This is a genomic window from Actinosynnema sp. NPDC023587, assembly GCF_040640215.1.
In the GTDB taxonomy this organism is placed as follows: Bacteria; Actinomycetota; Actinomycetes; order Mycobacteriales; family Pseudonocardiaceae; genus Actinosynnema.
In genome coordinates this window covers 597,476-618,681 of record NZ_JBFABG010000004.1, presented here as the reverse complement: position 1 = coordinate 618,681, position 21,206 = coordinate 597,476, and the positions used below count along the sequence as shown (strand labels likewise).

At 72.6% G+C, this 21,206-nt stretch carries 15 protein-coding genes; 6 read left to right on the top strand and 9 right to left on the bottom strand.

What is annotated here, in order from left to right; translation table 11 throughout:
* Positions 1 to 19: 19 nt before the first annotated feature.
* The 4 genes from glgB to AB0G01_RS15180 all read right to left on the bottom strand — a co-directional run bounded on the left by glgB (position 20) and on the right by AB0G01_RS15180 (position 7,388).
* Complete coding sequence (glgB, locus tag AB0G01_RS15195) at positions 20 to 2,170, bottom strand: 1,4-alpha-glucan branching protein GlgB (protein WP_360944934.1); 2,151 nt, start codon at positions 2,168 to 2,170, stop codon at positions 20 to 22.
* Positions 2,167 to 3,501 (bottom strand): aminoglycoside phosphotransferase, encoded by a 1,335-nt coding sequence (locus AB0G01_RS15190; protein WP_360944931.1) that lies wholly within the window; start codon positions 3,499 to 3,501, stop codon positions 2,167 to 2,169. The genes glgB and AB0G01_RS15190 overlap by 4 nt, the downstream gene beginning before the upstream one ends.
* Before the next feature lie 5 nt (positions 3,502 to 3,506).
* Complete coding sequence (gene treS, locus AB0G01_RS15185) at positions 3,507 to 5,318, bottom strand: maltose alpha-D-glucosyltransferase (protein ID WP_360944928.1); 1,812 nt, start codon at positions 5,316 to 5,318, stop codon at positions 3,507 to 3,509.
* 90 nt (positions 5,319 to 5,408) lie between these two features.
* Positions 5,409 to 7,388 carry a maltotransferase domain-containing protein gene (locus AB0G01_RS15180; protein WP_360944925.1) on the bottom strand — a complete coding sequence of 660 codons (1,980 nt, stop codon included), beginning with the start codon at positions 7,386 to 7,388 and terminating at the stop codon, positions 5,409 to 5,411.
* A 717-nt stretch (positions 7,389 to 8,105) separates the two neighbouring features.
* Here AB0G01_RS15180 and glgP point away from each other — a divergent pair.
* Complete coding sequence (gene glgP, locus AB0G01_RS15175) at positions 8,106 to 10,676, top strand: alpha-glucan family phosphorylase (protein WP_360944921.1); 2,571 nt, start codon at positions 8,106 to 8,108, stop codon at positions 10,674 to 10,676.
* A gap of 141 nt (positions 10,677 to 10,817) precedes the next feature.
* Here the strand turns inward: glgP and AB0G01_RS15170 are convergent, their stop codons facing one another.
* The 4 genes from AB0G01_RS15170 to glgX all read right to left on the bottom strand — a co-directional run bounded on the left by AB0G01_RS15170 (position 10,818) and on the right by glgX (position 15,461).
* Positions 10,818 to 11,927: a hypothetical protein gene (locus tag AB0G01_RS15170; protein ID WP_360944918.1), complete on the bottom strand. Its 1,110-nt coding sequence runs from the start codon at positions 11,925 to 11,927 to the stop codon at positions 10,818 to 10,820.
* Positions 11,928 to 12,105: 178 nt separating this feature from the next.
* Complete coding sequence (locus tag AB0G01_RS15165) at positions 12,106 to 12,492, bottom strand: rhodanese-like domain-containing protein (protein ID WP_360944915.1); 387 nt, start codon at positions 12,490 to 12,492, stop codon at positions 12,106 to 12,108.
* Positions 12,489 to 13,040, bottom strand: coding sequence for a cysteine dioxygenase family protein (locus AB0G01_RS15160; protein ID WP_360944912.1), 552 nt, complete (start codon positions 13,038 to 13,040; stop codon positions 12,489 to 12,491). Before AB0G01_RS15160 ends, AB0G01_RS15165 begins: the two co-directional genes overlap by 4 nt.
* 294 nt (positions 13,041 to 13,334) lie before the next feature.
* Positions 13,335 to 15,461 carry a glycogen debranching protein GlgX gene (glgX, locus tag AB0G01_RS15155; protein ID WP_360944909.1) on the bottom strand — a complete coding sequence of 709 codons (2,127 nt, stop codon included), beginning with the start codon at positions 15,459 to 15,461 and terminating at the stop codon, positions 13,335 to 13,337.
* Between the two features lie 143 nt (positions 15,462 to 15,604).
* Between glgX and AB0G01_RS15150 the strand changes: the two genes are divergently transcribed.
* From AB0G01_RS15150 to AB0G01_RS15135, 4 genes are all read left to right on the top strand, one after another.
* Positions 15,605 to 16,381 carry an ABC transporter ATP-binding protein gene (locus AB0G01_RS15150; protein ID WP_360945292.1) on the top strand — a complete coding sequence of 259 codons (777 nt, stop codon included), beginning with the start codon at positions 15,605 to 15,607 and terminating at the stop codon, positions 16,379 to 16,381.
* A gap of 37 nt (positions 16,382 to 16,418) precedes the next feature.
* Positions 16,419 to 17,198, top strand: a complete 780-nt coding sequence (locus AB0G01_RS15145) for an enoyl-CoA hydratase-related protein (RefSeq protein WP_360944906.1) — start codon at positions 16,419 to 16,421, stop codon at positions 17,196 to 17,198.
* A gap of 88 nt (positions 17,199 to 17,286) precedes the next feature.
* Positions 17,287 to 18,198, top strand: a complete 912-nt coding sequence (locus AB0G01_RS15140) for a class I SAM-dependent methyltransferase (protein WP_360945289.1) — start codon at positions 17,287 to 17,289, stop codon at positions 18,196 to 18,198.
* The gene (locus AB0G01_RS15135) at positions 18,199 to 19,353 is read left to right on the top strand and encodes a class I SAM-dependent methyltransferase (RefSeq protein ID WP_360944903.1); all 1,155 of its coding nucleotides are present in this window, start codon (positions 18,199 to 18,201) and stop codon (positions 19,351 to 19,353) included.
* Here the strand turns inward: AB0G01_RS15135 and AB0G01_RS15130 are convergent.
* Positions 19,327 to 20,274, bottom strand: a complete 948-nt coding sequence (locus tag AB0G01_RS15130; protein ID WP_360944900.1) for a nucleoside hydrolase — start codon at positions 20,272 to 20,274, stop codon at positions 19,327 to 19,329. The genes AB0G01_RS15135 and AB0G01_RS15130 overlap by 27 nt on opposite strands.
* A 137-nt stretch (positions 20,275 to 20,411) precedes the next feature.
* Between AB0G01_RS15130 and AB0G01_RS15125 the strand changes: the two genes are divergently transcribed.
* Complete coding sequence (locus AB0G01_RS15125) at positions 20,412 to 21,158, top strand: acyltransferase (protein WP_360944897.1); 747 nt, start codon at positions 20,412 to 20,414, stop codon at positions 21,156 to 21,158.
* The last annotated feature ends 48 nt before the right edge of the window (positions 21,159 to 21,206 follow it).

Here is a 21,206-nt window from a genome sequence, read left to right as displayed (position 1 = left end):
CGGCCGCCGCACCCGGTGCTCACCCCGGGACGAGCCAGAGCACGCCGGCCGGCGGGAGTTGCAGGATCGCCGACGCCGGGCGGCCGTGCCACGGCACGGCCTCCGCCTCGACGCCGCCCAGGTTGCCCACCCCGGAACCGCCGTAGCCCACCGAGTCGGTGTTCACCACCTCGCGCCAGTGGCCGGTCGACGGCAGGCCCACCCGGTAGTCGTGGTGCGGCTGACCGGAGAAGTTCGCCACGCACGCCAGCACCGAGCCGTCCGCGCCGACGCGCAGGAAGCTCAGCACGTTGCCCGCCGAGTCGTTCGCGTCGATCCACGAGAACCCCTCGGGCTTCGCGTCCGCGCTGTAGAGCGCCGGGCTCTCCCGGTACACCCCGTTCAGGTCGCCCACCAGCGACCGGATGCCCGCGTGCAGCGGCGAGTCCAGCAGGTGCCAGTCCAGCGACCGCGACTCCGACCACTCGCCCTGCTGGCCGAACTCGCCGCCCATGAACAGGAGCTGCTTGCCGGGGTGCGCCCACATGAACGCCAGCAGCGACCGCAGGCCCGCCGCCTTGTTCCAGTCGTCGCCGGGCATCCGCTGCCACAGCGAGCCCTTGCCGTGCACCACCTCGTCGTGCGACAGCGGCAGCACGAAGTTCTCGCTCCACGCGTACACCAGCGAGAAGGTGATCTCGTTGTGGTGGAACGAGCGGTGCACCGGCTCGCGCGACAGGTAGTGCAGCGAGTCGTGCATCCAGCCCATGTTCCACTTGAACCCGAACCCGAGACCGCCCAGGTGGGTCGGCCGGGTCACGCCGGGCCACGCGGTCGACTCCTCGGCCACCATCACCACGCCGGGGTGGCGCTTGTAGACCGTCGCGTTGAGCTCCTGGAGGAACCGCACGGCGTCCAGGTTCTCCCGCCCGCCGTACTGGTTGGGCAGCCACTGGCCCTCTTCGCGCGAGTAGTCCAGGTACAGCATCGAGGCCACCGCGTCGACCCGCAGGCCGTCGATGTGGAACTCCTCGATCCAGTACAGCGCGTTGGCGACCAGGAAGTTGCGCACCTCGTTGCGCCCGAAGTCGAACACCAGCGTGCCCCAGTCCGGGTGCTCGCCGCGACGCGGGTCCTCGTGCTCGTACAGCGCGGTGCCGTCGAACCGGGCCAGCGCCCACGAGTCCTTCGGGAAGTGCGCCGGCACCCAGTCCATGATCACGCCGATGCCGTGGCCGTGCAGCACGTCCACGAAGTGCCGGAAGTCGTCCGGCGAGCCGAACCGGGACGTCGGCGCGTAGTACGAGGTGACCTGGTAGCCCCACGACCCGCCGAACGGGTGCTCGGCCACCGGCATCAGCTCGACGTGCGTGAAACCCGCCTCCACCACGTACGCGGCCAGCTCGTCGGCCAGCTCCCGGTAGCCCAGCCCGGGACGCCAGGAGCCGAGGTGGACCTCGTAGGCGCTCATCGGCGCGTTGATCCACTCGGTGGCCGCGCGCCGGGCCTCCCACTCCGCGTCGCCCCAGGTGTAGGACGACGCGCTGACCACGGACGCGGTCGCGGGCGGGACCTCGGTGGCGAACGCCATCGGGTCGGCCTTCTCGTGCCAGCCGCCGTCCCGGCCGAGGATGCGGAACTTGTACCGGCTGCCCGCCGGCACGCCCGGGACGAACACCTCCCACACGCCCGACGAGCCCAGCGAGCGCAGCGGGTGCGCGCGGCCGTCCCAACCGTCGAAGTCGCCGCACACCCGCACACCGCGCGCGGTCGGGGCCCACACCGCGAACGACACGCCGGTCACCGCGCCGGCGGGCGTGTCGTAGGAGCGGACGTGCGCGCCGAGCACGTCCCACAGCCGCTCGTGCCGGCCCTCGCCGATCAGGTGCAGGTCCAGTTCCCCGACCGTGGGCAGCCACCGGTACGGGTCGTCGACCTCGACCGCGGAGCCGCCGCCGTAGTCGACCTCCAGCCGGTAGTCGCCGGGGTGCTCGGGCAGCTCGCCCGCGAAGAGGCCGTCCGCCACCCGGTCCAGTTCGAAGCGCTTGTCGCCCGCGAGCACGGCCACCGCGGACGCTCCGGGCCGCAGCGCCCGCGCCACCACCTCGCCGGAGGGCAGGTGGTGCACGCCGAGCACCGAGTGCGGGTCGTGGTGCGACCCGGACAGCAACCGGTCGACGTCCTCGGTCATCGTGCTCCCTCTCCCGTGATCCGGGCGATCGACGACAGCGGCACCGTCAACCACTCCGGCCGGTTCGCGTGCTCGTAGGCCACCTCGTACACCGCCTTGTCCAGCTCGAACGCCCGCAGCAGGTACCCGCGCTCGCGCGGGTCGCCCACCGAGGACGCCGCCGCCTCCGCGTAGCCCTCGGTGAACGCCGCGCGGTTGCGCCGCGACCACTCCAGCGCCCGCACGGTGAGCTGGTGGTCCTCCGGCCGGCCGACGAGGAGCTGGTGCGCCGCGTAGTCGAAGGATCGCAGCATCCCGGCCACATCGCGCAGCGGCGAGCGCAGCGAGGTCCGCTCCGCGATGGGCGCGCCCGGCTCGCCCTCGAAGTCGATCAGCAGCCAGCCCTGCACGGTCCGCAGCACCTGGCCCAGGTGCAGGTCGCCGTGGATGTGCTGGATGGCGATCGCGCCCGGCGTGTCGCGGGCCTGCTCGAACGCCGCGCGCAGCGCCGGCACGAACGGCCGCAGCTCCGGCACCGCCTCGACCACCGAGTCCAGCCGCGTCACCATCGCGCGGATCGTCCGGTCGATGTCCTCGGCGTCCGCGTGCTGGGTGCCCAGCGCCCGCTCCAGGTCGCCGTGCACGGTGGCCACGGCGTGGCCGAGCCGCTGCGCCTCGCCCGCGAAGTCGCCGCCCACCTCGTCGGCGTGCAGGTCGCCCTCGGCCATCAGGTCGCGCACGCTCGTGGTGGCCATCGCCCAGCCGTCCACCGCGTCCGGCAGGAACTGCTGGAGCATGCCGACCGTGGTCGGCAGGCCCTCCAGCGAGCCGGTGATCGAGCCCAGCGGCTGCGCGATGTGCTCGCAGCCCACCTCGTGCAGGGCGCGTTGCAGCACCAGGTCCGGGTTCTCGCCGTGGGTGAGCTTGCGGAACAGCTTCAGGATGTACTGGCTGCCGAACACGAGCGACGTGTTGCTCTGCTCGGAGGTGATCGTCCGGCCACGCAGACCGGACTGGAGCTCCACCCCCGGTTCGTGCGCGAAGGCCAGGCCGTCGACCGACGCGTTGCCCGCGATCAGGTCGAGCAGCCGGCCGGTCAGCTCCGGCTCGGTGGTCGCGTCGTAGTTCTCCACCACGTCGGTGACCAGCAGTTGGTACGGCTCGCGCCGGTCCGGCTGCTCCACCTCGACCACCAGGTGCAGCAGCACCGGGTCGGCCGCGCTGAGCACGGACGTCCGCAGTGGACGCACGGCGGTCACCGGCCGGTCCTTGCCGCCGAACCACCGCTGCGCGGGCAGCCACGCGGGCAGTTCCGCCATCACCTTGTCGACCAGGTCGTGCTGTTCGGTCACCGGGTTCACCTCGTCTCGCCCTCGTCGCCCGCTTCGACCAGCTGGAACCAGTAGAAGCCGTGTCCGGGCAGCGTCAACAGGTACGACAGGTCGCCCACGGTAGGGAAGCGCACCCCGCCGGTCAGCTCCACCGGGCGCGCGCCGCGGTGTTCGGACAGGTCCAGCTCCACCGGCTGCGGGAACCGCGACAGGTTGTTCACGCACAGCACGATGTCCTCGTGCCCGTCCGGACGCCGCCACCGCCGCCGGTAGGCCAGCACGCTCGGGTTCGAGCCGCCCAGGTCGGTGAAGTCGCCCTCCGCGAACGCGTGGTGCTGCTTGCGCACCTCGATCATCCGGCGGGTCCAGTTCAGCAGCGATGACTGGTTGTTCAGTTGGGCCTCCACGTTCAGGGCCTGGTAGCCGTAGACCGGGTCCATGATCACGGGCAGGTAGATGCGCCCCGGGTCGCAGGAGGAGAACCCGGCGTTGCGGTCCGGGGTCCACTGCATCGGCGTGCGGACGGCGTCCCGGTCTCCGAGCCAGATGTTGTCGCCCATGCCGATCTCGTCACCGTAGTAGAGGACGGGCGAGCCCGGCAGTGACAGGAGCATGGCCGTGAACAACTCCTGCTGGTTGCGGTCGTTCTCCAGCAGCGGCGCGAGCCTGCGTCTGATCCCGATGTTCGCCTTCATCCGGGGATCTTTGGCGTACTCGGCGTACATGTAGTCGCGCTCTTCGTCGGAGACCATTTCGAGCGTGAGCTCGTCGTGGTTGCGCAGGAAGATGCCCCACTGGCAGCCGTCCGGGATCTGCGGCGTCTGCGCCAGGATCTCCGAGATCGGGAACCGCGACTCGCGCCGGACCGCCATGAAGATGCGCGGCATCAGCGGGAAGTGGAACGCCATGTGGCACTCGTCGCCGCCCACCTCGGGGTCGCCGAAGTACTCCACGACGTCCGACGGCCACTGGTTGGCCTCGGCCAGCAGCACCCGACCGGGGTACTCGTCGTCCACCACCTTGCGGCAGCGCTTGAGGAAGTCGTGGGTGCGCGGCAGGTTCTCGCAGTTCGTGCCCTCCTGCTCGAACAGGTAGGGCACGGCGTCCAGCCGGAACCCGTCGATGCCCAGGTCCAGCCAGAACCGCAGGGTGTCCAGCATGGCTTCCTGGACGTCCGGGTTCTCGAAGTTGAGGTCCGGCTGGTGGGAGAAGAACCGGTGCCAGTAGAACTGGCCGCGCACCGGGTCGTAGGTCCAGTTCGAGGACTCGGTGTCGACGAAGATGATCCGGGCGTCCGGGTAGCGCTGGTCGTCGTCGCCCCACACGTAGTAGTCGCCGTAGGGCCCGTCCGGCTCGGCCCGCGACTGCTGGAACCACGGGTGGGCGTCGCTGGTGTGGTTGAGCACCAGGTCGGTGATCACCCGGATGCCCCGCCGGTGGGCCTCGTCCAGCAGGTAGACGAAGTCCTCGACCGACCCGAACTCGGGCAGCACGGCGCGGAAGTCCGAGATGTCGTACCCGCCGTCGCGCAGCGGGGAGGCGTAGAAGGGCGGCAGCCACAGGCAGTCGACGCCGAGCCACTCCAGGTAGTCCAGCCGCGACGCCAGGCCGCGCAGGTCCCCGGTGCCGTCCCCGTTGGAGTCGGTGAAGGCGCGCACCAGCACCTCGTAGAACACCGCGCCCTTGAACCAGTCCGGTTCGCGCGGCGCGAGTTTCGCCGACCGGAAGTCCTCGGCCTGGGGTTCGACCAGCATGCCGTCCGCGCCGATGGCCTCACCGGTGTGCGGCACGCCGTCCAGTCCGGTCAGCGCGGCGTCGGGTCGGGCGTTTTCTGCCATGTGCTCCACCTCGTCCCACCTCGTCGGGGGTACGTTCGACGGTCCCTCGCGCTGCGGGGCGCGGGGACTCGTGCGGGGGTTGTCCGCTTGTTAGCTGCTGAACCTGCGCTGCACGCCGACGACGTGGGCCGACGCGCGCCACGGTTCCAGGCGGACGTAGTTGGCCTGGCCCCAGTCCCAGGTCTCCCCGGTCACCTCGTCGTGCGCGATCAGGCGTTCGTGCCAGTCGAACCCGAGCGAGGGCAGGTCGAGCCAGATCGTGCCGTCCTGGGCGTCGTGCGGGTCCAGGTTCACCACCACGATCACCGTGTCGCCGGTGCCCGGGTCCTGTTTGGAGTAGGCGATCAGCGCGGGGTTCTCGACCTCGTGGAAGCGGAGGGTGCGCATCTGCCGCAACGCGGGGTGCGCGCGGCGGATCGTGTTCAGCTTGCGCAGCCACGGTTCCAGCGACCGGCCCTCGGCCACCGCCTGCCCGAAGTCGCGCGGGCGCAACTGGTACTTCTCCGAGTCCAGGTACTCCTCGCTGCCCTCCCGCACCGCCTGGTGCTCGAAGAGCTCGTAGCCGGCGTACACGCCCCAGCTCGGGCTCAGCGTCGCGGCGAGCGCGGCGCGCAGCGCGAACACGCCCGGCCCGCCGTGCTGCAACGACTCGTGCAGGATGTCCGGCGTGTTGACGAAGAGGTTGGGCCGGGCCTCGTCCCAGTGCGCGACCAGCTCGTTGCCGAAGTCGGTCAGCTCTTCCTTGGTCGTGCGCCAGGTGAAGTAGGTGTAGCTCTGGGTGAAGCCGAGCTTCGCCAGCCCGTAGAGCCGGGCCGGGCGGGTGAACGCCTCGGACAGGAACAGCACGTCGGGGTGCTCGTCCTTGACCGCCCAGATCAGCCAGGCCCAGAAGTCCGGCGGCTTGGTGTGCGGGTTGTCCACCCGGAAGATGCGCACCCCGTGGTCGACCCAGTGCCGCACGACCCGCAGCACCTCGTTGTAGATGCCCTGCGGGTCGTTGTCGAAGTTGACCGGGTAGATGTCCTGGTACTTCTTCGGCGGGTTCTCGGCGTAGGCGATCGAGCCGTCCGGCCGGGTGGTGAACCACTCCGGGTGCTTGAGCACCCACGGGTGGTCCGGCGCGCACTGGAGGGCCAGGTCGAGCGCGACCTCCAGGCCCAGTTCGGTGGCCTTCGCGACGAACGCGTCGAAGTCGTCGATCGTGCCCAATTCGGGGTGGATCGCGTCGTGCCCGCCCTCGTCCGCGCCGATCGCCCAGGTCGAGCCCGGGTCGTCCTCGGACGCCACCAGGGTGTTGTTGGGTCCCTTGCGGTTCACCCGGCCGATGGGGTGGATCGGCGGCAGGTAGGCGACGTCGAAGCCCATCGCCGCGATCCGCTCCAGCTCCCGGGCGGCGGTGGTGAACGTGCCGTGCACCGGGACGCCGGCTTCGTCGAGCCCGCCCGTGGAGCGCGGGAAGAACTCGTACCAGGAGCCGAACGCGGCGCGCGTGCGGTCCACCCAGACCTTCTGCGGCTTGCCCTTGGTGATCAGCTCGCGGACCGGGTGGTCGTGCATGACCCGCCGCACGTCCTGGGCGAGCGCGGGCGCGACCCGCTCGGCGAGCGGCCGGTCCTCGTCGCGCAGCGCGGCGGCGGCGTTGGCCAGCAGCGGCTTGTCGCGGCGTCGGTCGGGCCGGCGGGACACGCGGTCGATCAGGCGCGCGCCGGACTCCAGGTCGTTGTGCAGCTCGTCGGCACCCTGGCCGGCGGCGATCTTCACCTCGACGGCGTGCAGCCACGTGGCCCACGGGTCCGACCAGGCGTCCACCCGGAACGTCCACGCGCCCTCGGCGTCGGGGACGATCGTGGCGGCCCAGCGGTCCAGCCCGATCCCGTGCGGGACCATGCGCGTCTGTCTCGCGACCCGGTCGCCCGGTCCCCGCCACGTCACGGTGGCCGCGACGGCGTCGTGGCCTTCGCGCCACACCGTCGCCTCCACCGGGACGTGCTCGCCGACCACGGCCTTGGCCGGGTACCGGCCACAGCCCACGGTCGGGGAGACGTCGTCGATACCGAGTCGTCCGCTCATCGGCAGCGCCCCTCTCACCTGGTGTGACGCTTGCGCGGTCAAGTTTGCCCGCAGCGATCGCGCGGAGCGTCACCGGGGACTACGTACTTTGTGTTCCTACCCCGTAAGCGCGAATCGCACACTTGGCGGTGGTGTCGATCTCGTCACGGGGGACGCCCGTCCCAATCCCCGGAGCGGGTGTCACCTGATCAGTCGCTCTTCACGCGGCTTTGTGACCAGCAGTCTACCGACGAGGCGATCTTGAACGACCGGTCACCCGGTTGAGTGTCACTCAAGAAAACTGCGAGGCAATTGTTGGTAGCCGGCGTGGTGCGGCGTGCCGTGCGGGGGGAGGGCCGGGGACCCGGGCACGGAGATCGCTCGATCGGGTCTCGCCCGGTGCCGTCGGCGTGTCGCCCGGACCGGGCGGTGGGCGGCAGGGCGCGTTCGCACCCCGTTCGCGTCCATTGTGGACAGCGCGCGCCGGGTCGGTCGAGCCGCGCGGCCCTCCCCTCCGGGAGCGCCCGCGCGGAATGCCGGCGGCCCCCGACCGGGCCAACCGGCCCGCCACCGATCGGCGGAACGGACGAGACCGCGCCCGTGCGTTGCGGTGACGGCGACGGGCTGTGTACGAAAGAACACGCGGGGGCCATCCGCGCTGGTAGGGCTGGATCGGTCCCTGCATCGGTTCGGTGACCGTTGCTCGGCACCGCTGGATGGGGGATAGGGTCCGACGCCATGCGTGCGATTCGCCGGTTCACCGTCCGAGCCAGCCTGCCCGAGCCGCTGTCCGCACTGGGCACGCTCGCCACGAACCTCCGCTGGACGTGGCACCAGCCGACCCAGGACCTGTTCGCCTCGATCGACCCCGCGAGCTGGTCGACCAACGGCGACCCGCTGCGCCTGCTGTCCACGGTCGAGCCCGAGCGGCTGGAGGCGCTGGCCCGCGACGAGCAGTTCCTCGCCCACACGCGGGCGCTCGCGGACGACCTGACCCGCTACACCACCGGTCCGCGCTGGTTCCAGCGCCGTCGGGACGAGGTGCGGCAGCGGCGTGAGCACGGCGACTTCGACCTCGGCCCGCTGCCCTCGGGCATCGCCTACTTCTCCATGGAGTTCGGCGTCACCGAGGCGCTGCCCAACTACTCCGGCGGCCTCGGCGTGCTCGCGGGCGACCACCTGAAGGCGGCCTCGGACCTGGGCGTGCCGCTGATCGCGGTGGGTCTGCTCTACCGGTCCGGCTACTTCCGGCAGGCGCTGTCCCTCGACGGATGGCAGGTCGAGCACTACCCCGTGCTGGACCCGCGCGGCCTGCCGCTGGAGCTGCTCACCGAGCCGTCCGGCGCGCCGATCCTGGTGCACGTGGCCATGCCCGGCGACCGGGTGCTGCGCGCCAAGATCTGGAAGGCCCAGGTGGGCCGCATCCCGCTGCTGCTGCTCGACTCCGACGTCGAGGAGAACGACGAGGACCTGCGCGGCGTCACCGACCGGCTCTACGGCGGCGACCAGGACCACCGCATCCGGCAGGAGATCCTGGCGGGCGTCGGCGGCGTGCGCGCGGTGCGCACGTTCTGCGAGCTCACCGGCCACCCCCCGCCCGAGGTGTTCCACACCAACGAGGGCCACGCGGGCTTCCTCGGCCTGGAGCGCATCCGCGAGCTGGTGACCGGCACGGGCCTGGACTTCGACCAGGCGCTCGCCGCCGTGCGCGCGGGCACCGTGTTCACCACGCACACGCCCGTCCCGGCCGGCATCGACCGGTTCCCGGTGGACCTCGTGCAGCACTACTTCGGCTCCGAAGCGCTGCTGCCCGGCGTGAGCACGCAGCGCGTGCTGGCGCTCGGCGCGGAGGAGAACCCCGGCCTGTTCAACATGGCCCACATGGGCCTGCGGCTCGCCCAGCGCGCCAACGGCGTGTCCAAGCTGCACGGCAAGGTCAGCCGCGACATGTTCCGCGGCATGTGGCCCGGTTTCGACGTCACCGAGGTGCCGATCGGCTCGGTCACCAACGGCGTGCACGGCCCGACCTGGGCGGCCACCGAGATGAGCCGGCTGCTGGGCGAGTCCGACGACGTCGGCGTCGGCCTGCGCGGCTTCGAGCCGGTCACCGACCAGCGGCTCTGGGAGCTGCGCAACGACCTGCGCGGCAAGCTGGTGCACGAGGTCCGCCGGCGCACCCGGCTGTCCTGGCTCCAGCGCGGCGCGTCCGCCCTGGAGCTGGGCTGGACCGACTCGGTGTTCGACCCGGACGTCCTCACCGTCGGCTTCGCCCGCCGGGTGCCCACCTACAAGCGGCTCACCCTGATGCTGCGCGACCCCGAGCGGCTGCGCGCCCTCCTGCTGCACCCGGAGCGCCCGGTGCAGCTCGTGGTGGCGGGCAAGTCGCACCCGGCGGACGACGGCGGCAAGGCGCTGATCCAGCAGATCGTGCGGTTCGCGGACGACGCGGGCGTGCGGCACCGGATCGTGTTCCTGCCGGACTACGACATGTCGATGGCCCGCTACCTGTACTGGGGCTGCGACGTGTGGTTGAACAACCCGATGCGCCCGCTGGAGGCGTGCGGCACGTCCGGCATGAAGTCCGCCCTCAACGGCGGCCTGAACCTGTCCATCCGGGACGGGTGGTGGGACGAGTTCTACGACGGCAGCAACGGCTGGGCGATCCCGACCGCCGACGGCGTCTCCGACCCGACCCGCCGGGACGACCTGGAGGCCGCCGCGCTGTACGACCTGCTGGGCAGCCAGGTCGCGCCGCTGTTCTACGACCGCGCCGACACCGGCGTGCCGACCCGCTGGCTGGCGATGGTGCGACACACGCTGGCCTCGCTGGGCCCGGCCGTGCAGGCGTCGCGGATGGTGCGCGAGTACGTGGAGAACCTGTACGCGCCCGCCGCGTCCTCGGCCGGTTCCGTCGTCGGCGACGGCTTCCGGGGAGCGAAGGAGCTCGCCGCGTACCGGCAGCGGCTGCGCGCGTCGTGGACGCGGGTGCGCGTGCTGGAGTCGGAGATGACGCTCAGCGGCTCGACCGTGCCGCTGCTCGGCACGCCGGTCGGGGTGCGGGCCCGGATCGAGCTGGCCGGCTTGGAGCCGTCCGAGGTGGACGTACAGGTGGTGCTCGGCAAGGTGGGCGACTCGGACGAGCTGTACGACGTGGTCACGCACGTCATGGGGTACTCGGGCAACGGCAACTACGACGTCGAGGTGCCCCTGCCGCACGCCGGCGCGGTCGGCTACACGGTCCGCGTGCTGCCCCGGCACGACCTGCTCGCGTCACCGGCCGAACTCGGCCGGGTGGTCCTGGCGGGCTAGCCGGGTGGTGCGCGAGACGGGGTGAGGCCCGGAGCCGGACGAGGGGTGTTCGGGACCGGTTGGCGACGACCGGTCTGAACACCCTTCTCCCGCACTCCACGGCAACGCCGACGACCACCCGGCGGGCCGGCCCGCACCCGGTCAGTGGATGTCGAGCCGGGCGCTGGTCTCCGCCACGCGCGGCATCCAGCCCGCGAGCTCGTTCGCCTCGGTCAAGGTCTGCCTGGCCGCCGCGTTGTCACCGGCCGCCATCTGCGCGCGCGCGATGGTCGCCAGCGCGTCCGCCCGGCCCAGCGCGCTCTCGCTGGTCCGCTTCGCCTGGCCGGCGAGTTCGATGGCCAGGTCGGTGTCCTGGTCCAGCAGCGCGAGCTGAGCCAGCGTCGCGGTGCACCGGTACCGGGGGTAGCCGAGCTGCACGGCACCGCCGGACGCCCGCCGCGCCGCGCCCATGCCGACCTCGACCGGAAGCTGGCCCGCCTCCATCGCGTTGGCCGTGGAGCTGGCCATCTCGGCCATCACGAAGGCCATGTCCCGCTGCTCCAGGTCGGTCCGCCCGACCAGCTTGCTGACCAGGTGCAGGGCCTCGGCGTAGCGGGTCCGCATGGTCAGCACCGCCACCTGCGACCCGATCGCGACCAGCAGGGTCGGGTGCGCGTCGAGCAGCCGTCCGGCAATGGTCTCGGCCCGGTCCAGGTCACCGGCGGACAGCGCGTCCGACACCTCGTTCACCATCGGCGTCGCCTCCATCTCGGCGACCACCCGGCCGGTCAGGAACGGCAGCCGGAACAGGAACCACCCCGGCGACGTCATGCCGGCCCCGCGCCTGGGCACCAGCCCGTGCAGCAGGACGGCGGACGCCGCCACCGCGAAGCCCCGGCCGAACGCCCCGGCGGGCGGGAACACCCAGCAGGCGGCCACCGCGAGCCCGGTCAGCAGCACGGCCACCAGGGACGTCAGCCACAGCCGCCGGCGGACCGGCGCGCGCACGGACGTGAGCCCGACGGACATGACCACCGGGACGGTGCGCAGCACCACGCGCCGGTGCGGCGCGTTCCAGGTGCGCACCTCACCGCCGACACCGATGACCACCAGCGACACCCGCACCCGCCACAGCAGCGCGCCGAGCAGCAACCCGAGCTGGAGCAGGGCCATGGTCGCGAGCAGCCCGCAGGCCGCACCGGCCAGGCTCGCCGCCCAGGCCCCCGGTTCCCACAGGACCAATCCGATGACGACCAGCGCCGTCAGCACCATCCACACAAACCCCAAGACGCTACCGGCCGGCGGACGGTTCCCCGGCACCGCCGACCAGTGCGGTGTGAGCGGTGTGGTGCGGCCGAGCGGTGCGGTCGGACGGGCGTCACGCCGGCAGGTTTCCCGGACCGGGCCCTGCTCCCGGGCCGGGAAACCTGCCGGCGTGACGCCCGCGCGGTCAGACGACCGGCGGTGTCGCGCCCGCGCGGATCGGCAGCCCCGCTTCGGCGTACGCCCGGAACCCGCCCACCAGGTCCGTCGCGTTGGGCAGCCCGACCCGTTGCAGGTCGCGTGCGGCGAGGCTGGACGCGTACCCCTCGTTGCAGAGCACGACCACGGTCGTCTCCGCGCCGAACCCCGGGATGCGGTGCTCCCCGGTGGGGTCGAGCCGCCACTCCAGCACGATCCGCTCCACCGGCACCGAACCGGGGATCTCGCCCTCGGCCAGCCGGTTGTGGTGCGGGCGGATGTCCACCAGCAGCACGTCGGTCAGCCCGGCGAGGTCTTCCGGCGCGACCCGGCGCAATCCGGCCCGCGCCTCGGCCAGCACGGTCTCCGCGCTCACGGCCCCTCCTGGTCGGCGAGCACCCGCAACCGGTCCAGCGGCAACCGCTGGGCGGGCAGCGGCGGGATGTCGCCGGGGATGTCGGCGAGGCTCGGGTACTCCCGGGTCGGCACCAGCGGCGGCGAGTAGGCGTGCACGCTGGACGCGCCCCGCGTACCCCGGTTGGTCACCTGGTGCGCCCGGCCGGCACCGAACCCGATCGACGACCCGACGCCGCGCACGGTCGAGCGGACCGGCCCGCCCGGGTAGCGGTAGTCCTCGGACAGCTCCCCGGTGAGCACGGTGAACGAGCCGGCCGCGCCGCCGTGGTCGTGCGGTTCGGTGCCCTGGCCGGGCAGCCAGGACAGCAACCACAGCTCGACGCCCTCGGTGAGCGCGAGCCGGGCCCACCACCGCTGCTCGGCGTCGAACGAGAGGATGGACAACAACGGCGTGGTCAGCTCACCGGCCACGTAGGAGGTCAGTTCACGGAGTTCCCGGGGCGTCCACAACTCCCGCGAGGGGTGCAGCAGATCCCGGAACAGGCGGACGTCGAGCGCGGAATGCACATCGGCACGTGCGGTTGCGGAAGTCAAAATCGCTCCTGATGGCTACAGAACGTACGGGGTAGCGATCAAGACGCGACGAAGCCTCGGCCGGTTCAGCGTGGTGGAAGGCCCACCACGGTCACACCGAGCCGCCTCGTCGCGTCCGGCTACACCCGCACGACGCCACCAGGAGGAGGTCGATCGTGCGGTCACACCACGTGAGCAACTGACTGGCCACCCCCGCATGGTGCCATGCCGACCCGACTCCGCGCAGGGGCTCTCACCAGCCAGGATTGCCTCGGTGCCCGAGGTAGGTCAGCCGGTACCGCGACCCGCCTCGGGCACGCGCAGCAACAACAGCGACCGGGCGGCCAGCTCCACCTCGGCACCCGGCTCCAGCCTCCCCGGCCTGGCCGGCGACCCGTCCCCGGTGGTCGAGTCGATCACCGGCTCGAACCGCTCGCCGTACTCCACGCCCGGCAGCGTGACGGACACCGCCTCCGCGCCGGCGTGCAGCAGCAACAGCCACGAGTCGTCCGACACGAGTTCGCCCTCGCGGGTGCGGGACAACGAGGTGGAGCCGTCGATCCACATCCCGAGGAACCGGCGGCCCTCGTCGAACCAGTCGGTTTCGGCCATCTCCTCGCCGTCGACGCGGAACCACACGAGGTCCGGCGCGCCGGAGGGCGTGGTGCGCCCGTCGAAGAACTCCGGCTGCCGCAGCGCCGGGCTCGTCGCCCGCAGCCCGATCACCCGCCGGGTGAAGGCGAGCATCGACTCGCCCTCCTCCGAGGTGCCCCAGTCGACCCACGAGGTGTCGTCGTCCAGGCAGTAGGCGTTGTTGTTGCCGCCCTGGGTGCGCCACAGCTCGTCGCCGGCGGTCATCATCGGCGTGCCGGTGGACAGCAGCAGCGTGGCCAGCAGGTTGCGGGCCTGGCGGGCGCGCAGCGCGAGCACCTCCGGCTCGTCCGTCGGGCCCTCCACGCCGCAGTTCCAGGACCGGTTGTCGTTGGTGCCGTCCCGGTTGTCCTCGCCGTTGGCCTCGTTGTGCTTGTCGTTGTAGGACACCAGGTCCCGCAGCGTGAACCCGTCGTGCGCGGTGACGAAGTTGATCGACTGCCACGGCCGGCGCAGGTCGTCGGCGTACAGGTCGGACGAGCCGGACAGCCGGTAGGCGAGGTCCCGCACGCCGGTGTGCCCGCGCCAGAAGTCCCGCACGGTGTCCCGGTAGCGCCCGTTCCACTCGGCCCACTGCACGCCGAAGTCGCCCACCCGGTAGCCGTCGCCGGTGGCGTCCCACGGCTCGGCGATCAGCTTGCACCGGGACAGCACCGGGTCCGAGGTGATCGCGGTGAGCAGCGCCGAGGCCCGGTCGAACCGGCCGCCGCCGGGCCGGCCCAGGGTGGAGGCCAGGTCGAACCGGAACCCGTCCACGCCCAGTTCGGTCGTCCAGTACCGCAGCGAGTCCGTGACCAGCCGCACGACCTGCGGCGACCCGGCCTCCAGGGTGTTGCCGCAGCCGGTGATGTCGAGCGTGCCGCCGCCCTCGATGTGCAGGTAGTAGCCGGGCGCGTCGAAACCCCGGTAGGACAGCGTCGGACCGTCCGGCCCGCCCTCGCAGGTGTGGTTGTAGACCACGTCGAGCAGGACCTCGATGCCGGCCGCGTGCAGCGCGGCCACCATGGTCCGGAACTCCTCGACCTCCCGGCCGGGTTCGCTGGCGTAGCCGGGGTGCGGCGCGAAGTAGCTCAGCGGCGAGTAGCCCCAGTAGTTGCGCCGGCCTTCGCGGACCAGCGCCGGCTCGTCCAGGAACGCCTGCACCGGCAGCAGTTCGACGGTGGTGACGCCCAGCCGGGCCAGGTGCTCGACCACCGCCGGGTGGGCCAGGCCCAGGTACGTGCCGCGCAGGTGCGGGGGCACGTCCGGGTGCCGCCGGGTGAACCCGCGCACGTGCAGCTCGTAGATCACCGCTTCCTCGAAGGGCACCTCCGGCTTCACGCCGGTGTCCGACCCGCCGGGCGAGGACACCACGGACAGCGGCACCGCGCCCAGCGAGTCGACCGGCGACGGCGACCCGAGCATCGGGTCGCCGACGTACCCGAGGGCCGCGTCCAGCGACGTGACCGCGCCGGTGATCTGCCTCGCGTACGGGTCGACCAGGAGCTTGGCCGGGTTGCAGCGCAACCCGCGCGACGGGTCGTACGGTCCGTGCACCCGGTACCCGTAGCGCTGGCCGGGCGTGATGCCGGCCACGGTGCCGTGCCAGACGCCGAACGTGCGCTCGGTCAGCTCCACCCGCCGCTCCGCGCCGTCGTCGCTGATCAGGCACACCTCGACCGCGGTGGCGGGTGGTACGGACACGGCGAAGCGCACACCGCCGGCCTCGGGGTGGGCACCCAGTGGGAACGGCCGACCTGCGAGCGGGGACGAGTCGAGGGCCATGCCCCCGATCTTCCCAGCATCCGGCCCCGAGGTGGGGACGACGGCCCTGCCGCCCCCGCGCGTCGGGCGTTGCACGAGAATGGGCGCGGCGAGGCATCGACGGGGCGAGGGCAGGCGTGGAAAACGAAGATCTGGTCATCCACATGCAGGGTGTTTCGGTTCGACGGGGCAAGACCACGCTGGTCGGGGACGTCGACTGGAGCGTGGAGCTGGACGAGCGCTGGGTGGTGCTCGGTCCCAACGGCGCGGGCAAGACGACGTTGCTCCGGCTGGCCGCCGCCGAACTGCACCCGACCAAGGGCGGGCTGCACGTGCTCGGCGAGCGCATCGGCAAGACCGACGTGTTCGAGCTGCGCCCCCGGATCGGGCTGTGCTCGGCGGCCGTCGGGGTGCGCATCCCGGCCGAGGAGAAGGTGCTCGACCTGGTGGTCAGCGCCGGGTACGCGGTGCTGGGCCGGTGGCGCGAGGAGTACGACCGGCTCGACACCGGCCGGGCGGCGGAGCTGCTCGGGCAGCTCGGCATCGAGCACCTGGCCGACCGCGCGTACGGCACGCTGTCGGAGGGCGAGCGCAAGCGCACGCTCATCGCCCGCGCGCTGATGACCGACCCGGAACTGCTGCTGCTCGACGAGCCGGCGGCGGGTCTGGATCTGGGCGGGCGCGAGGACCTGGTGGCCCGGCTGTCGGAACTGGCGCTGGACCCGGACGCGCCGGCGAGCGTGCTGGTCACCCACCACGTGGAGGAGATCCCGCCGGGCTTCACCCACGTGCTGCTGCTGCGCGACGGCGCGATCGTGGCGCAGGGCCTGCTGGACGACGTGCTCACCGAGGAGAACCTCGCCAAGACGTTCGACCAGCCGCTGGAGCTGCACCGGTCGGGCGACCGGTACTTCGCGCGCCGCAAAGCTACCCAGGGGTAACCTGCGGGGCGCTACCGACGGAGGTCGAGGAGGACCTGTGGGTGAGTTCGTGAAGCTCGAAGTCGAGGACGGCATCGGCGTCATCCGGCTGGACCGCCCGCCGATGAACGCGTTGAACCGGCAGCTCCAGGAGGAGATCCGGGCGGCGGCGCAGGAGGCCGCGCAGCGCGCGGACGTCTACTCCGCGATCGTGTACGGAGGTCCGAAGGTGTTCGCGGCCGGCGCGGACATCAAGGAGATGGCCGAGCTGTCCTACGCCGAGATGGCGGCGCGCGCCGGGTCGTTCCAGTCCGCGCTGCGCTCGGTCGAGGAGATCCCGAAGCCGACCGTCGCCGCGATCACCGGGTACGCGCTGGGCGGCGGGTTCGAGCTGGCGCTGTGCGCGGACCGGCGGATCGCGGGCGACAACGCCAAGGTCGGCCAGCCGGAGATCCTGCTCGGCGTCATCCCCGGCATGGGCGGCACGCAGCGGCTGCCCCGGCTGATCGGGCCGTCCCGCGCGAAGGACCTCATCTACACCGGCCGGTTCGTCGGCGCGGAGGAGGCGCTCCGGATCGGCATGGTGGACGAGGTCGTCGCGCCGGACGACGTCTTCGCCGCCGCCAAGCGGTGGGCCGGGCAGTTCGTCGACGGCCCGGTGCGCGCGTACGCGGCGGCCAAGGCCGCGATCGACGGCGGCCTGGACACCGACCTGGGCAACGGCCTGAAGCTGGAGAGCCAGTTGTTCGCGGCCATGTTCGCCACCGAGGACCAGAAGACGGGCATGGCCTCGTTCATCGAGAGCGGTCCCGGGAAGGCGAAGTTCAGTGGTCGTTGACCCCAACCCCCCGGCGGGCAGCGCCTCCCCGGCGGGCACCGCGCCGGCCGGGGACCCCAAGCCCAACCCGCACGCGACGGCCGAAGAGGTGCGGGCGGCGTACGACGACCCGAAGCTCGCGAACGTGCTGTACCACGACTGGGAAGCCGGCACCTACGACGAGAAGTGGTCGATCTCCTACGACGAGCGCTGCATCACCTACGCCACGGACCGGTTCCGCGCGGTGTCCGGCGGCGTCGGCCCGTACGGCCACGCCCTGGAACTGGGCTGCGGCACGGGCTTCTTCCTGCTGAACCTGATGCAGGGCGGCGTGATCGAGCGGGGGTCGGTCACCGACCTGTCGCCCGGCATGGTCGAGGTCGCGTTGCGCAACGCGGAGAACCTCGGTCTGCCGGTGGACGGCCGGGTCGCCGACGCGGAGCGGATACCGTACGACGACAACACGTTCGACCTGGTCATCGGGCACGCCGTGCTGCACCACATCCCGGACGTGGCGGCGGCGATGCGCGAGGTGCAACGGGTGCTCAAGCCCGGCGGGCGGTTCGTGTTCGCGGGCGACCCGACCGACATCGGCAACTTCTACGCCCGCAAGCTCGGCCAGTTGACCTGGTGGCTGACCACCAACGTCACCCGGCTGTCGCCGCTGACCGACTGGCGGCGTCCGCAGGAGGAGCTGGCCGAGTCGTCCCGCGCCGCCGCGCTGGAGGCCGTGGTGGACCTGCACACCTTCGACCCGGGGGACCTGGAGCGCACCGCGCGCGGCGCGGGCGCGACCGAGGTGCGGGCGGTGACCGAGGAGCTGTCGGCGGCCCTGTTCGGGTGGCCGGTGCGCACCTTCGAGGCGGCTGTGCCGCGCGAGAAGCTGGGCTTCGGCTGGGCGATGTTCGCCTACCGGGCCTGGCAGCGGCTCTCCTGGGTGGACGAGAACGTGCTCGCGAAGGTGCTGCCGCGCGAGGTGTTCTACAACGTCTCCGTGACGGGCCGCAAGCCGGTCGCCTAGGTGGGGTACTCGTTCAGCCTCGACGACGTGGCGTACCTGCGTGCCGACGCGGGGTGCGCCGCGTTGTCGGCGCTGGCCGACCTCCCGCTCACCCCGGCGTCGCGGCTGACCGACGTGCAGCGGGCCCGCCGGGTCGCGCCGGACCACTTCGCGGCGGTGCTGGAAACCCTGCTGCTGCGCCGGAAAGCACCGTCCAAAGTGGACTTCGCGGACGGCCTCTACACCGGTGACGCGCTCCAGCAGGCCACCCCGCGCGCGGTCGCCGAGCACCGGGCGCGGCGCTTCGCCGGCCGGGTCGCGCACGACGTGACGTGCTCGGTCGGCGCGGACCTGGCGGCGCTGCCGCCGGGCTCGATCGGTTCGGACCTGGACCCGGTGCGGCTGGCCATGGCCCGGCACAACCTCGGCGACGCCGTGCCCCTGCTGCGCGCGGACGCGCTGCGGCCGGTCTCCCGCGACGTCCCGGTGGTCGCCGACCCGGCCCGCCGCGACGCGACCGGCCGGCGCACCTGGCGACCCGCCGACTTCGCACCCCCGCTGGACGAGCTGGCCCTGGCCTACGCCGGGCGGGACCTGGCCGTGAAGTGCGCACCCGGCGCGGACTTCGCGGTCGCGCCGTGGGCGGACGAGGTCGAGCTGGTCTCGCTGGACGGGCAGGTCCGCGAGGCGTGCCTGTGGACGCGAGGACTGGCCACCCCCGGGGTGTCCCGCCGGGCCAGCGTCCTGACCTCGGGCGGCCCGGGGTGGACGATCACGGACGCGGAACCCGACGACTGCCCGGTCACCCCGCCGGGGGAGTGGCTGGTCGACCCGGACGGCGCGGTGGTGCGGGCGGGCCTGGTGCGGCACTACGCCGCCCGGCACGGCCTGGCGCAGCTCGACGAGCGCATCGCCTACCTCACCGGGCCCATCCCGCCGCCGGGCGTGCGCGCGTTCCGGGTCGTGGAGCACGGCCACTACGGCGAGAAGTCGTTGCGCGCCGTGCTGCGCGCGCACGACGTCGGCCGGTTGGAGATCCTGGTGCGCGGCCTCGACGTGGACCCGGACTCGTTGCGCCGCAGGCTCAAGCCCGCCGGTTCGGCGGAGGCGACGGTCGTGCTGACCCGGATCGGCCGGACCCCGACCTACCTACTGGCGCGCGCCGAGCGCACGTAGCCGGTCCAGGATGAACCCGCGCAGGCCGGCCAGGTCCGCGTCGACGGCGACGTCGATCCCGGCGCGGTCGGCGTGCTCCAGCCGTTCGTCCACCAGCAGCCCGCCCCGGCCGGGACCGAACGCGCACTCGACGTCGACCGGGAACCGCCGGGTCTCCAGGATGCCCGGCCGGACCGCCTCGGCGACCGCGACCGCGTCGTGCAGCGCCATCCCGTCCCAGCCGAGGAACTTGCGGTAGGTGGCCAGGTAGTCCGGCGTCAGGCCGACCAGCGTCGCGCCGGTCGGCGAGGACGCGGCGAGCTCGGCCAGCCACGCCGAGTCCACCGCGCACCGCCGGGTGAGGTCCATCGGCACCAGCGTGACCGGCACCTCCCCGTCCACCAGCACCCGGCGGGCCGCCTCCGGGTCGCACCACAGGTTGAACTCGGCGGCGGCCGTGACGTTCCCGCCCCGGACCCCGCCGCCCATCACGACCAGGCGCGCGATCCGGTCCCGCAGGCCGGGGTGCGCGGCCAGCAGCAGCGCGATGTTGGTCAGCGGCCCGATCGGCACGATCGTCACCGGCTCGTCGGCGGCGACGAGGAGGTCCTTGAGCAGGGTCACCGCGTCGCGCCGGTCGGGTCCCCGGGTGGGTTCGGGCAGCGTGTCCGCGTAACCGGAGAGGCCGTCCGCGCCGTGCGCCTTCGAGACGTGCGGCTGGAGGTGCACCAGCGGCCGGGCCGCACCCGCCGCGACCGGCACGTCCTCGCGGCCCAGCAGCGCCAGCACGCGCAGCGCGTTGCGGGTGGTGAGCTCCGGCGAGACGTTGCCGAACACGGTGGTCACGCCGATCAGGTCCACCTCGGGACTGGCCGCCGCGAGCGCGAGGGCGAAGGCGTCGTCGACGCCGGGGTCGGTGTCGATGATGAGAGGGGTCGTCACGTGCTCCCATCCTGCCCCAGGGCGGCGGGGGCGGGGGCGGCGAGGCCGATCACGACCGGCCGCCGGCCCCGCCTCCTCCCCCCGGCCGCCCTCCCGGGCCCGCGCCGGGGTCGCCGGCCGCCGGCTAGAGTGCCCGCGTGACGAGCATGTGGGGTGCGCCCGTGTGGACCAGGTGGGGCAGTGCGCGGCGCGATCCGGCGCAGGCCAGGTTCCTCACCCTGGCCTCGCTGAAGTGGGTCCTGCGCCACCGCGCGTACACCCCCTGGTACCTGGTCCGGTACTGGCGGCTGCTGCGGTTCCGGCTGGCGAACCCGCACGTCGTCCTGCGCGGCATGGTGTTCCTCGGCAAGAACGTGGACCTGCACTGCCGCCCCGGTTACGGCCGGCTGGAGATCGGCCGCTGGGTGCACATCGGCGACGGCAACGCCATCCGCTGCCACGAGGGTTCGCTGAGGATCGGCGACAAGGCGGTGTTCGGCAAGGACAACACGGTCAACTGCTACCTGGACGTCGAGATCGGCGCGGCGACGCTCGTCGCGGACTGGGTGTACATCTGCGACTTCGACCACGTGACGGCGGACATCGCGCTGCCCATCAAGGACCAGGGCATCGTGAAGTCGCCGGTGCGGATCGGGCCGGACTGCTGGCTGGGCACGAAGGTCACCGTCACGCGCGGCACGCGCGTCGGACGCGGGTGCGTGCTGGGCGCGCACGCCGTGGTGCGCGGCGACGTGCCGGACTTCAAGATCGCGGTGGGGATTCCGGCGCGCGTCGTGAAGGACCGGCGCGAGGACTACGAGGCGGACGCCGTGCGCCGCGCGGCCGTGGCCGACATGGCGCGCAAGGCCCGTGAGGCGCTGGAGAAGTCGAAGCGGCCGGACTGACCGACCCCGGCCCGTGAGCCGTCCGGCCGGCGGGTGCGTCGCCCCCTC